Origin of the sequence: Spirosoma foliorum (genome assembly GCF_014117325.1) — a bacterium.
GTDB classification, from domain to species: Bacteria; Bacteroidota; Bacteroidia; order Cytophagales; family Spirosomataceae; genus Spirosoma; species Spirosoma foliorum.
The window spans coordinates 4,789,288-4,801,767 of record NZ_CP059732.1; the positions used below are offsets into that span (position 1 = coordinate 4,789,288).

Below are 12,480 nucleotides of genomic sequence, written 5' to 3' on the forward strand. Positions count from 1 at the left end.
TTAAACTATGGAGGATCAAATAAAAGGGGCTTTTTTCGGAGCAGCTGTTGGTGATGCCCTAGGAGTTCCCGTTGAATTCAAATCTCGGAGTTCATTGAGCAATAACCCCGTTCAGGATTACATTGGGTATGGAACCTGGAATCAGCCTCCGGGTACATTTTCCGATGATAGTTCGATGTTATTCTGTACGGCAGAAAGTCTTTGTCATGGATTTGACTTGACCGATATAGCGAATCGATTCGTTCGCTGGTATTGTTTTGGTTATTGGAGCGCTCATGGGACCGTGTTTGATATTGGAAATGCAACTAGTGGGGCGATTGATCGACTCATGAATGGCACCTCTCCCTTAATATCAGGAGGTATGTCGGAGACAAATAATGGTAACGGGTCACTCATGCGTATTCTGCCAATGGCTTTCTACACACAGTCAGAACCAGATATAGCCATTCGTTATGATTTGATCAAGCAAGTATCTGGCATTACTCATTATCATTTACGCTCGATTTTGGCGTGCTTTATTTATACAGAGTTCGCCATTGGGCTGTTAAAACAGTTAGATAAATCTGCTGCTTATGAACGAATGCAAGAGCTTGTCAATCAATTCATAGAGCAACAGTCATTTTCTAATCGTGAAGTGAGTCTCTTTAACCGTATCCTTCATAATGATATTAGCCAGCTGGATGAAAATAATATTCGAAGTTCAGGCTATGTTTTGGATACTCTGGAAAGCAGTTTATGGTGTTTTACGGCTTCCTCTTCTTACTCTGAATGTGTTCTAAAAGCGGTTAATTTAGGGGAAGACACCGATACAACAGCGACTGTTGCCGGTGGTCTGGCCGGACTATTTTACGGTTATCAAGCCATTCCAGTCCACTGGATACAGGGAGTAGCAAAACGGGAGGAGATCGAAGACTTAGCACAGAGATTCGCTCTTCGTTGCTCGTAACTAACTAAAATAATGACTATACGCTGAGACACAAGATATTGACCAGACAGATAAATTAGCTGATCATTTACGTTAGCCTACTTATTGTCCATCACCTATCTATCTGCAAATCAGCTCATGAATCGTTCTCTGCTAGTTGTCCTACTTTGTTTCATTTGCTTTATTGAAATCCCTAGCCATGCTCAGTCGGTAGAGGAAGAAGAGGTAACGTATAAAGATTTTATTATTGACAGTGAGAATGTCTGGTTGCTCACAACAAACGGCATTCTAAAACAAGTCAATTTGAACTCCGGGCAATTAGCAAAGTCAACGACTACTATTGACTCAATGGTGGTGGCGATAACAAAAGACCGAAAGGGGGCTATCGTTATCGGCGATACAGCTCATTACCTGAAACAATACAACAAACAGACGAATCAGTGGCATGATATCGGCACGTATGCCGGTAAGCTAACCGGGATCATCTTCGACAATCAAAACCGCTGTTTATTAGTAACCAAAGGTGGGCTTGTTGATCCAGATAAACAGCAGACGTATTTCCCCGACAACAGCTATTCTGGCAACAAAAGCATTCGGTTTATTAAAAAAGGATGGGTTGCAACGCCCGCCTACTTCATAGATAGCCATGATCGTCTTTGGCTAGGATTCAATTATGGCGAATGGGGTGGTGATGTATTTGCCTTCGATGCAAACAAGAGACGTTTCATTCAGCTAAAAAAAGACAGTATTCAACTGGGTTTGAATCCTGTTTTTGGCTTTTGTGAAGACCCATCCAATGTCTATATCTCTGGCGGAGTCAGCCATATGTTTATGACTCATGGTAGTATTTTGAAAGTTAGCGACCAAACAATCAACTCTTTACTCTTATCCAGAGACGTCGAAACACCAGTCAACGTTACAACTATGCAGCCTGATGGGACGCAAAAAGAAGGAATCATGACTACCTGGCGAGGAGGACATCGTATTGGGCCGGTTGCTTACAATCCAGTAGACAAGTGCCTTTACTTTTTCTCGCAATTAGGGATTCATAAGGGTGAGCTAACAGCTGATTTATCAGATATAAAGCAGTGGCAGAACATACTCACGCCAGAACTTCAAGGAAGTGGAGGTCAACAATTTGCTGCTGGCCCAGGGATGAATGTGCAAAAGATGGTCGTTACTGCTGATGGTACTTTATTTTTTCTGGCAGATCACGAAGGCCTGGGTATTTACAAGAACAACGAATTGCGTTTTGTAAAATAGACTTTACTGGAGATTAGGGTGACATCTAATTAATAGTTGTTAAATCTAGCTTACTTCTAACCAGAATAAATCATAAACTCCTTTACAATCACCTAAGTAATTCAATTAAAGAGTTTTCTTTGAGCAAGAGAAGCAACGAATACTTCCTTTTTTAACTCTTTTTGAATAATATCCTTATACCTAATGAATGCTAGCGTAACACTTGATGAAGAATGGCCTGGTCAACAGTCTGTTGTTGATTACAAAAAGAAACAAAAACAACGGGATGTACTGGCCCATTTATACACAGAGGGCACTTGCACGCTAGCCCATTTAACAAAAGCATTACATAGTAGTGTCCCATCTGTTACCAATCTGGTAGAGGAGCTAATTGACAACAAATGGGTAACAACGCTGGGCATGGCCACCGGAAGCAATGGTCGAAGACCTGTACTGTTTGGCCTCAATACCAAGCATAACTATGTTGCCGTGTTGGATGTCAGTACGCACGACACCAAGATCCTGTTCATGAATACGCAACGCGAAGTAGTGTTTCGTGGCGACTATGATCTTCGGTTAGTGGACAATCCTACCTTTCTGGCTTCATTGGCCGATTATTTTGCCAACGCCCTGGCTGATTCGGGATTATCTTCTGATGCAATTATTGCCGTTGGGGTGTCAATGCCGGGTTTAATTGATACTCGGCGTGGGCTCAATATGACCTATAAGCATTTAAGTCCGGCCAATGAATCAATAACCGACTGGCTGTCAAGGCAAATTGGGTATCCCGTTTATCTGATCAATGACACCAAAGCGACGGTGCTGGGCGAGAGCCGATTTGGCGGAGCGCAGGGTAAGAAACAGGTGTTAGCCATCAATATCGACTGGGGTGTAGGTCTGGGAATTATTGTCAATGGCGAAGTTTTTCAGGGCGGGAACGGATTCGCAGGTGAACTGGGACACATTCAGATTGACCCCGACGGTGAACTGTGTTATTGCGGCAAAATTGGTTGTCTAAACACCGTAACCTCCGCATCAGCCCTGGTGAAACGGGTACAGCGCGACATTCTGGCTGGTCAGGTTTCTAAATTAGCCGCTTTCTATGACCGAGTTGAAGAAATTGATATCGACGAAATCATTAACGCAGCCTATAAGGGCGATTCATACGCTATCGATATACTTCATGAAACGGGTCTTCAATTAGGAAAAGGCCTTGCCATTGCCATCAGCCTGTTCAACCCCGAAATCATTATTGTTGATGGTGTGCTCGCCAAAGCTGCAACTTTCATCCTGAATACCATCGAGCAGGCTATCAGCAAATATTGCCTGAGCGATTTCCGAACTGATCTGACCATCGAACTTACTAAACTCGATAATACGGCCAAGTGGTTAGGCACTCACGCTTATATGATGGAGGCTATTTTTTCTAATTATTGATGACAGTTAATAGAAAGAGGCCGATATTGATACGCCATATTTTGAAAATATGGCGTATCAATATCGGCCTCTTTCTATTAACTGTTCCCTACTTCGCCTTCAGATACGCAAACGGGATAATCATTTCTTCCAGCGATACGCCCCCGTGCTGGAACGTATTCCGGTAATGGTTTACGTAGTAATTGTAGTTGTTCGGATACGCAAAGAAGTAGTCCTCCAGTGTAAAGACGTAAGCTGTTGACACGTTCGGTTTAGGCAAGAACAACCGCTCAGGTTTACGGCCAACAAATAAGTGGTTGTCATCGAAACCGAGGTTCTTGCCTTGTTTGTAACGCAGGTTCGTATTGGTTTCGCGGTAGCCAACAATCTTGGCTGGCTTCTGCACCCGAATCATGCCGTGATCAGTTGTGATAATCAGGCGACCACCTTTGGCAGCAATTTTCTGTACGAATTCCAGTAAAGGAGAGTGTAAGAACCACGACCGCGTAATCGAACGATAGGCCGACTCGTCGGGAGCCAGTTCTTTAATCATGGCCATATCCGTTCGGGCGTGCGAAAGCATATCCACGAAATTGTACACAACCACATTCAACTGATTCTGCAACAGATTATTGAAGTTATCAACCAGCGATTTCCCCTGGTTAACGTTTAGAATCTTATGATAAGACGTTTTGATATTCAGTCGACTCTGATCGAGTTGCCGACGCAGGAACTCATCCTCGTGGTTATTCAATCCTTCATCCTCGCTATCATCATTAACCCATAAATCAGGATGTTTGCGTTCCATTTCGCTCGGCATCATCCCCGAGAAAATAGCGTTACGGGCAAAGCCAGTCGTGGTTGGCAGAATAGAGTAATACGACGATTCTTCTTCAACTGTAAAGTACTCAGCCAAAAGAGGTTCAATCACCTTCCACTGGTCGTAACGAAGATTATCGATCAGAATAAAGAATAAGGGAGCCGCGCTGCCAGCTTGTTCCACCAAGGGGAATACCTTCTTCCGCATCAATTGGTGCGACATGACCGGGCTGCTCATTTTAGGATCATTCAGCCAGTCTTCATAGTTGTCGATCACGAATTTGCAGAACTCCGAATTGGCTTCGCTCTTCTGCATATTCATAACTTCTACCATGCTCTTATCCTGCGAATTATCTAATTCTAACTCCCAGTAAATAAGCTTTTTATAGACATCAGCCCATTCTTCGAAATTCATGCGGTCGTTATATTGCATGGAGATATTCCGAAAATCCTGTTGATACCCAATATTCGTCCGTTCGGTTACGAGTCGTTTATTATCCAGAATTTTCTTGACCGAAAGTAAAATCTGATTGGGGTTGAGCGGCTTAATGAGGTAATCGGCGATTTTGGAGCCGATCGCTTCTTCCATGATGTGCTCCTCTTCGCTCTTGGTAATCATGACGACAGGCAGGTTAGGACGCATCTGCTTAATTTGCGCGAGCGTCTCCAGTCCCGTCATACCGGGCATCATTTCATCTAGAAAAACGACGTCATAATTAGTCTGTTCAACATGATCGAGTGCATCAGCGCCACTGTTGACAGAGGTAACATCGTATCCTTTATTCTTCAAAAACAGAATATGGGGCTTCAGGAGATCAATTTCATCGTCGGCCCAGAGTATCGAATAATTTTGCATGCGTTCGTGGGGTGTTTGGTAGTGTAGGCAGTACAGTATCGATTTACAGCATACTACCTTAAAAACAAAAACTCTTCTTTGTTTAACATTAAACGTCCGGTTCTGTTCGGGCGGTTCGGCATTAAGCTTTTTTAACAGCACAAATATATTGCCAGGGGCTCTGGCAACTAAAGGCTTTTGACGCCTACTTAGTTACTTTGTTTCTTAGCTTTTGTAAATCAGTGAAATCACGCTCGCCGAATGGTCGACAAGTATAGTCGGCTAATCCGAAGGGCAGGATAGTATTTCTGCTTTACTTTACGTTATTTTTACGAACAACGCCGTTTATAGCTAACAGTCGAACACCCGGTCGTATCTCGACTGATAATAACCCATGAACAGAATCCACTTCACATACGCCTTTTTTCTACTGGGCGGTATTGCCTTCACACATACTATCCAAGCCAAGCCAACTGCATTTGTTCACCCACCAATTATCGACTCGGTTGGTGTCGAAAAAAAAGACGGCAAACGGTTCATTCTGCACCGCGTTGACGAAGGGCAGACGCTTTATGCCATTGCCCGGCGGTATAAACGCTCGGTTGCCGAGATCAAAGCCGCCAACCCCGACATGAAAGATGCGGTTCGGTACGACCAGCTTGTTCGCGTCCCGATTCCTGATGGTGCCCTAAGTCGGAAAGAAGAAAAAGCCATCGACAAAGCCGTTAAGAAGAAGGAAAAGGAAGAAAAACGGGAAGCGAAAGCCGCCGAGAAAGAGAAGGAATTGATGGCTAAGCCCGTCGCGAAAGCTGAAAAAGAACCGGAGAAAGAGCAGAAAAAAACCGACGATCCGGCACGAGCGGGCATACACGTAGTTGAAACCGGTCAAACGCTCTACAGCTTGGCGGGCCGATACGGTGTACAGCAGTCCGATTTACGCAAATGGAATAATCTGTCGGGCAACAACGTGCTGATTGGGCAGGCACTGATCGTTTCCGAAAAAGCGTATTTAGCCCGGACACCTTCAGCGCCAGCTCCGAAAACAACTGAAACACCCACTAAGGAGACGCCTACAAAACCGGCAACTACTTCGCCCGAACCCCGCTCCAACGAGCCACGAGCGACTACGCCCACTGAGCCAAAACCAGAGCGTCATCTAGAACGAGAAACCGCAACTTCGCCAACGAAGCCCTCAGCAACCGACACAAAACCAGCTGAGGCCGAAGTAGAACCCCCACGGCCAGGGAACGACGCTCCCATGCCTACGCGTGGACGACGTATTTCGGCCAGTGGTATAGCCGAAATGATTGAGGCTGATGGCTCCGGAAAATACCTGGCGCTACATCGCACAGCACCGATTGGTACCCTGGTACAAGTCAGGAATGAGTTTAATAATCAGAGCCTTTGGGTGAAAGTCATTGGCCGATTGCCCAATACAGGCGTCAATGATAAAATTCTCATTAAACTATCGGCACAGGCTTTCGCGAAACTTTCGCCCGATGATCGGCGTTTTCGAGCTGAGGTAAGTTACATTGCCCGTTAGCCTGACTAAGTTATGGAAAAAGAAACGAAAGAGGAGCGCATTGCCCGGCGCCACCGAGAACGCGATGAGCAAATGAAAGCCTCACCAGGCTATGTAACATTCAGTATTATGTTTACGCTGGCCTATCCGTTCATTGCAGTCTTTACGTTTATTATGTCTACCCTACTCGCTATCTTTTCCGGTATATCGCGGGCATTCGCATGGGTTGTTAGCGGAGGAAGTAGTAAATGAATGATGAATGATGAATGATGAATGATGAATGATGAATGATGAATGATGAATTACTAATAAATACACGAAGTTATTCTTCTTTAAAAGATTTTTTAGATACGAAGGCCGATCTATACAATCGGCCTTCATTTATTGAGCGCGATCCCATTAGTATCCCGCACCGCTTCAGTCGAAAGCAGGATATCGAGATTATGGGTTTTTGGGCAGCCGTACTGGCCTGGGGACAACGACCGGTTATTTTAAAGAAAACCAACGAATTGGTCGAGTTGATGGATGGCGCTCCCTACGATTTCATTCTCAATCATCAGGAAAGCGACCTGAAGCGGTTTCTGGCCTTTAAACATCGGACCTTCAACGCTACTGACGCGCTGTATTTCCTGCATTTCTTCCGTCAGTATTATCAGGAGCATGATTCACTGGAGGACGCGTTTTTATTGACTAACACCAGTACAGTTGAGTCAAAATCAACTGCACCGGACTTTAGTCCAGTGGGCCAATCACTCATTGCCTTTCACGATCAATTTTGCGGCCTTACCGATTTCTTCCCAGAACGTACCCGTAAACACATTGCCACACCCGCTCGAAACTCAGCCTGCAAACGGCTGTTGATGTTTCTGCGATGGATGGTGCGGGACGACGACCGAGGTGTTGACTTTGGTATCTGGAAGCAACTACGCCCCGATCAGTTAGTTATGCCCATCGATGTTCACGTCAATCGTGTAGCACGTCAGTTAGGGTTACTGAATCGACCTCAGACCGACTGGAAAGCAGCCCTGGAGCTAACGGAAGCACTTCGCCAGTTCGACCCCAACGACCCGGTTCGTTACGACTTTGCGTTATTTGGGTTAGGCGTTGAAGGGGAAATGTGAGCATCTCTCCACTACACAAATTAATAAACCTTAATAAACAATCATTGGCCGGAATAGATTACTTACGTACCGACCTACGAACTGTATACTATGCCATTTCAGATTACCACTCAACCTTTTGGCCCATTGCCAACGGGTGCCACTCCGCTAACAGAGTATCTACTCGAACACACCGAAACGGGCGAATTCATTACTGTTATCCCTGAATTTGGGGCTGTTCTTCGCCGGTTAGTGTTGCGCAAGGGCAAGCATGTGTTCGCCTTGATTGAAGGTCCTGACTCACCCCAAGCTTTGATGGCCGACGAGAGTTATGCCAGTGCGCTACTTTATCCATTTCCAAGCCGTATTCGCCACGGTATTTATCATTTCGAAGGGCAGGATTACGCCCTAAAAATGAACGACACACACCGCGATAATGCCATGCACGGGTTTGTACATGGGCGGGTTTTTTCGGTAATAAGTCAGGAAGCAACGGACACCCACGCGCAATTGGTATTACGCTATGACTATACGGGTGATACATTCGGATACCCTTTCCCGTTTTCCTTGACTGTTACCTATGAGTTAGTTCAGGCGAACTTGCTTCGGCATGGAAGCAACCCGGAGAAAGATCACATGTGTGCGCTACGGATTAGCTACGAGGCTAAAAATACGGGCGTAACAAGCAGTCCGGCAGCGTTCGGCTGGCATCCGTATTTCAGGTTTTCCGAGGACATTGAACTCGCCAAAGAACCCATTGGCAAAATGCTGTTGACATTGCCAAGCCGCATTCCGATTTCACTCGACGAGTACATGATTCCCAACGGGCAGCTTCCTGCTGAAATGGCTGGCACAATCGAATTACATGATCAACACCTGGATACCGCTTTTCTGATTGAACCTACGAGCGGCCCAACTGATACTGAGTCGTTTGCCGAAACCATCTTAACATCACTCGTTACCGGTGCTCGGCTGATTGTAGGGCAGCAAACCGGCGATGGAAAGTTAAATTATCTGGTCTGTTATACTCCAACCCGGCGCGACCGAATTGCCATTGAACCACTAACAGCCAATGTCGATGCCTTTAATAATGGGCAGGGCTTAGCCATATTGAAGCCGGGCGAAGCACTCACGGGTACGATGTGGGTACGTCTGGATTAAAGCGGATTGTGGTCAACGTTATATGTCATATCTTGAAGATATGACATATAACGTTGACCACAATCCGCTAAAAACAATCTCTATACACTTACAATTGGCGAAGTTTAATATTGCGGTACCAGACGGTACAGCCCCAGTCTTGCAGACCTATACGACCAGCAAAAATTCCTTTGCTGATAGGCGCATTTTTCAATTTGCTGGTAGCAATGCGTTGTTTCCAATCCGCACTGGTTATATCATGTTCCTGAATGCAAGAGCCATTCAGTGAGACAGTTAGCTTATTTTTTTTGAGCACAAAATGAATCTTGTTCCAGCCGCCAACCGGCTGAAGCTCCCGAGTGCCAGCAGTGGCAATGCCGAACAAATCGCCCGAGCGATGACGGTGCTTCGTATCATCAGCTCCTTCATAAATGGCATCGTCAATAACCTGAACTTCCAGCCCAGTATCAAAAATGTTTTTATACTGAGGATCTTCTTCAACGAAGAAGAAAATCCCGCTATTGGCGAACCGCTCGATTTTCCACTCGGCCTTGAACTCAAAATCGCCCGTTATGATGGCGTCGGTTACTAAGTCGCCCCCGTTAGACGTTTTTTTCCCAGTCCGATTGGTAACGTTTAACTGCAACGCTCCCTGATCAATTTGCCAGGCCGCTCCGACGCTTTTCGAAGCATAACTGTGCCATCCCGACACATTTTTCCCGTTAAACAGGAGTTTCCAACCATCTTTTTTTTCCTGGTGAGTTAATGTATTGAGTTCCTGGGCCCGTAAACTGACGAGAGAAAGGCTGGTTAGGAAACCAATGGAAAAGATCTTTAAAAACATAAAAGTTGAGAGTAGTTTGATTAGACAGGCAAAGTCATAAGACAGAAGAGGAAATCAGGCCTATATAGAGATGAATCAATTTTACTCGTTCCAGGCTTTTTCACCTGTAGCCAGCGGCATACAGGCGATATAATGGCCCGGAATAGGATCATAACCCAAAATCGTTTTACCCACTTTTTCGGACGTAAAATAGCCCAGTAACGTCAACTCCTTTACCCGTCGAAAGAAAGCCGTTGGCCCCGGAGCTGCCAGTCGAATTCCCCAAACCGAAGGCGGTAGTTTGGCGGCCTCTTTATCCTGCTTCAGTAGAAAACTGGTGCGTTGTTCTGGCGTACAATCGACAAATGGTTTTCCAGTTGAGGCTTCGCAGGCTTTATCGAAATCGAAGGTATCAAGCCCTGCCAGGAAGTCTTTTTGCTCATCCTCCGAAAGAAGGTCCTTCAGCATTTTATCGACAAACTGCGGAACACCAAGCTCTTTAGCGCCGGGCGTTTTGGTTTTCGGGAGAATAGTCTCCGTAATTTCAGCAATGGTATTTGCCTGATTATTGGTCAGGAATTCTGGTTTCCAGCTAAGGGTTGCCTCTTTGGAGCAGGCGATAAATGTTTCGGAGAGCGCCGATATGGAAACGGCATATCCGAAAAACAGAGCGGTATGTTTGAGTGCGTCTCTGCGTTGCATCGTTTTTAATGAGTGAAAGGATGAATGAGTGAAAGAGCGATAAGTTGAAAGGATGAAGAATAAGTTGCTCGACTTTACACTAACGGGAATCGAATCAGAGATACTTTCCCCTCGTAGCAACCACTCTTTCACACTTTCGCTCTTTCTCTCATTAAAGATTAATTCGCTTGAGTTCTTTAACGGCAAAGTCGGCGGCACGGGCAGTTAAAGCCATATAGGTGATGGACGGATTCACGCAGGAAGAAGATGTCATACAAGCTCCATCGGTCACAAATAGGTTCGGTACGCCATGCACCTGGTTATTACCGTTGAGCACCGATGTTTTGGGGTCGCGCCCCATCCGGGCAGTTCCCATTTCATGAACGCCCACACCAATGCCACCCGAGTAATCGAACGATGTCACGTTTTTCAGACCAGCCGCTTCGAGCATTTCAACCGCATCGGCTTTGATCTGCTCACGCATTTTCATCTCGTTTTCCTTAAACTCCGCATCAATCGAAAGCGTTGGTAGCCCCCATTTGTCTTTCTTAGTCTGATCGAGTTTAGCGTGGTTATCGTGATATGGCAGGCACTCGCCAAAACCAACCAGCGACATCCCCCAGCCTCCCGGCTCAAAGAGCGAATCTTTAAAATCGGCGCCAATCCCTTCCCGATTGACCCCTCCGCCCCAGTTTCCACGGCCAGCAGCCCCCTGATAATCATAGCCCCGAATGAATTTGTCGGTACGAGTCGCATCGTCCAGATTTCGGTAACGGGGAATAAAAATACCATTCGGACGGCGGCCTTTGTAATACTGATCGTTGAACCCATCGAAACCACCCATCGCCCCCAATCGATAGTGGTGATCCATCAGGTTATGCCCTAATTCGCCACTGTCATTACCTAGTCCATTGGGGTAGCGCTTTGACAGTGAATTAAGTAGAATTGCGGTAGTGCCAAGTGTCGATGCATTGCAAAAAATAATTTTGGCATAAAACTCCACCATTTCCTTGCTCTCGGTATCAATCACCCGAACGCCCGTTGCCCGCTGTTTCTGCTCATCGTAAATAATAGAGTGAACCAACGAATTTGGCCGGATCGTGAAATTTGTTGTTCGGTTAGCCGCTGGCAACGTAGCCGCATTACTGCTAAAGTAAGCACCATAAGGGCAACCCCGCGAACAACGGTTTCGGTTTTGACACTGCGCCCGCCCTAAGTCAAGGTGCCAGGGCTTCGGTTCGGTGAGGTGGGCAACCCGACCAATGGTTAAATGACGCCCTTTGAACTTCTTCTCCACCTCGGCACGAACGTGCTTTTCGAGGCAATTCAAGTCCATTGGTGGCAGGAAATAGCCATCCGGCAGATGCGACAGACCCAGTTTTTCCCCACTAATACCCACAAATTTTTCGGCATACGTGTACCAGGGCTCAAGGTCTTTATACCGAATAGGCCAGTCGATAGCGATACCGTCTTTGGCATTGGCCTCAAAATCAAGATCGCTCCAGCGGTAGCACTGTTTGCCCCACAGCAACGACCGACCGCCTACCTGATTACCCCGAATCCAGTCGAAACGCTTTACTTCGGTGTAGGGCGCGTCGAGGTCGTTAGTATAAAAGTGCTTGTTGGTTTCATTGACAAAGCCACTTCGGGCCTGTACATGATACGTTTCCTGATCGGCATGAGAAAGGGCTTCCCGGTGTTCAAAATCCCAATGATCGAGATTCATTGTCGGATAATCCTCAATGTGATTGACCAGGCGTCCTCGCTCCAGCACGAGCGTTTTGAGCCCTTTTTCACAAAGCTCTTTAGCCGCCCATCCGCCACTGATGCCAGAGCCAATAACTATAGCATCGTAGGTATGAGTCTTGTTTACGGTGGTATTTAGATTAGGCATAAGGGAAAAAATAATGGCTGCCAGTTAAACTGACAGCCACGAATATAACCCAATTCTGGGTCATTTTTATGTTTCTCTTTTGC

Annotated in this window: 11 protein-coding genes; 7 read left to right on the plus strand and 4 right to left on the minus strand. The window is 46.1% G+C overall.

All coding sequences use genetic code 11. From position 1 onward, the window contains the following. Nucleotides 1–7: 7 nt before the first annotated feature. The 3 genes from H3H32_RS20400 to H3H32_RS20410 all read left to right on the plus strand — a co-directional run bounded on the left by H3H32_RS20400 (nucleotide 8) and on the right by H3H32_RS20410 (nucleotide 3,604). A complete protein-coding gene (locus H3H32_RS20400) occupies nucleotides 8–946 on the plus strand; it encodes an ADP-ribosylglycohydrolase family protein (RefSeq protein WP_182457488.1) in 939 nt (312 codons plus the stop codon). A gap of 117 nt (nucleotides 947–1,063) precedes the next feature. Beyond that, nucleotides 1,064–2,188: a hypothetical protein gene (locus H3H32_RS20405; RefSeq protein WP_182457489.1), complete on the plus strand. Its 1,125-nt coding sequence runs from the start codon at nucleotides 1,064–1,066 to the stop codon at nucleotides 2,186–2,188. Between the two features lie 183 nt (nucleotides 2,189–2,371). Further along, entirely contained in the window at nucleotides 2,372–3,604 is a 1,233-nt protein-coding gene (locus tag H3H32_RS20410) for an ROK family transcriptional regulator (protein WP_182457490.1), read from the plus strand. 88 nt (nucleotides 3,605–3,692) lie between these two features. On the opposite strand, the gene porX is transcribed toward H3H32_RS20410, so the two are convergent. Next, a complete protein-coding gene (porX, locus tag H3H32_RS20415; RefSeq protein WP_182457491.1) occupies nucleotides 3,693–5,258 on the minus strand; it encodes a T9SS response regulator signal transducer PorX in 1,566 nt (521 codons plus the stop codon). A gap of 373 nt (nucleotides 5,259–5,631) precedes the next feature. Here porX and H3H32_RS20420 point away from each other — a divergent pair, with 373 nt between their 5' ends. The 4 genes from H3H32_RS20420 to H3H32_RS20435 all read left to right on the plus strand — a co-directional run bounded on the left by H3H32_RS20420 (nucleotide 5,632) and on the right by H3H32_RS20435 (nucleotide 9,020). Next, nucleotides 5,632–6,780, plus strand: coding sequence for a DPBB and LysM peptidoglycan-binding domain-containing protein (locus tag H3H32_RS20420; protein WP_182457492.1), 1,149 nt, complete (start codon nucleotides 5,632–5,634; stop codon nucleotides 6,778–6,780). Nucleotides 6,781–6,792: 12 nt separating this feature from the next. Continuing rightward, nucleotides 6,793–7,011 (plus strand): hypothetical protein, encoded by a 219-nt coding sequence (locus tag H3H32_RS20425; protein WP_182457493.1) that lies wholly within the window; start codon nucleotides 6,793–6,795, stop codon nucleotides 7,009–7,011. A gap of 35 nt (nucleotides 7,012–7,046) precedes the next feature. After that, complete coding sequence (locus H3H32_RS20430; protein WP_240543428.1) at nucleotides 7,047–7,880, plus strand: TIGR02757 family protein; 834 nt, start codon at nucleotides 7,047–7,049, stop codon at nucleotides 7,878–7,880. A 90-nt stretch (nucleotides 7,881–7,970) separates the two neighbouring features. Continuing rightward, complete coding sequence (locus tag H3H32_RS20435) at nucleotides 7,971–9,020, plus strand: aldose 1-epimerase (protein ID WP_182457494.1); 1,050 nt, start codon at nucleotides 7,971–7,973, stop codon at nucleotides 9,018–9,020. A gap of 88 nt (nucleotides 9,021–9,108) precedes the next feature. Here the strand turns inward: H3H32_RS20435 and H3H32_RS20440 are convergent, their stop codons facing one another. The 3 genes from H3H32_RS20440 to H3H32_RS20450 form a co-directional block, all read right to left on the minus strand. Next, entirely contained in the window at nucleotides 9,109–9,843 is a 735-nt protein-coding gene (locus tag H3H32_RS20440) for a 3-keto-disaccharide hydrolase (protein WP_182457495.1), read from the minus strand. 81 nt (nucleotides 9,844–9,924) lie between these two features. Next, nucleotides 9,925–10,524 (minus strand): gluconate 2-dehydrogenase subunit 3 family protein, encoded by a 600-nt coding sequence (locus H3H32_RS20445; protein ID WP_182457496.1) that lies wholly within the window; start codon nucleotides 10,522–10,524, stop codon nucleotides 9,925–9,927. Nucleotides 10,525–10,675: 151 nt separating this feature from the next. Then, nucleotides 10,676–12,397, minus strand: coding sequence for a GMC oxidoreductase (locus H3H32_RS20450; RefSeq protein ID WP_182457497.1), 1,722 nt, complete (start codon nucleotides 12,395–12,397; stop codon nucleotides 10,676–10,678). Between the last annotated feature and the right edge of the window lie 83 nt (nucleotides 12,398–12,480).

Bases quoted from the DNA above. Each gene is read 5' to 3' on its own strand.
- porX (WP_182457491.1), bottom strand. From the start codon at position 5,258: ATGCAAAATTATTCGATACTCTGGGCCGACGATGAAATTGATCTCCTG.
- H3H32_RS20420 (WP_182457492.1), top strand. From the start codon at position 5,632: ATGAACAGAATCCACTTCACATACGCCTTTTTTCTACTGGGCGGTATT.
- H3H32_RS20440 (WP_182457495.1), bottom strand. From the start codon at position 9,843: ATGTTTTTAAAGATCTTTTCCATTGGTTTCCTAACCAGCCTTTCTCTC.
- H3H32_RS20410 (WP_182457490.1), top strand. From the start codon at position 2,372: ATGAATGCTAGCGTAACACTTGATGAAGAATGGCCTGGTCAACAGTCT.
- H3H32_RS20425 (WP_182457493.1), top strand. From the start codon at position 6,793: ATGGAAAAAGAAACGAAAGAGGAGCGCATTGCCCGGCGCCACCGAGAA.
- H3H32_RS20430 (WP_240543428.1), top strand. From the start codon at position 7,047: ATGATGAATGATGAATTACTAATAAATACACGAAGTTATTCTTCTTTA.
- H3H32_RS20405 (WP_182457489.1), top strand. From the start codon at position 1,064: ATGAATCGTTCTCTGCTAGTTGTCCTACTTTGTTTCATTTGCTTTATT.
- H3H32_RS20450 (WP_182457497.1), bottom strand. From the start codon at position 12,397: ATGCCTAATCTAAATACCACCGTAAACAAGACTCATACCTACGATGCT.
- H3H32_RS20400 (WP_182457488.1), top strand. From the start codon at position 8: ATGGAGGATCAAATAAAAGGGGCTTTTTTCGGAGCAGCTGTTGGTGAT.
- H3H32_RS20445 (WP_182457496.1), bottom strand. From the start codon at position 10,524: ATGCAACGCAGAGACGCACTCAAACATACCGCTCTGTTTTTCGGATAT.
- H3H32_RS20435 (WP_182457494.1), top strand. From the start codon at position 7,971: ATGCCATTTCAGATTACCACTCAACCTTTTGGCCCATTGCCAACGGGT.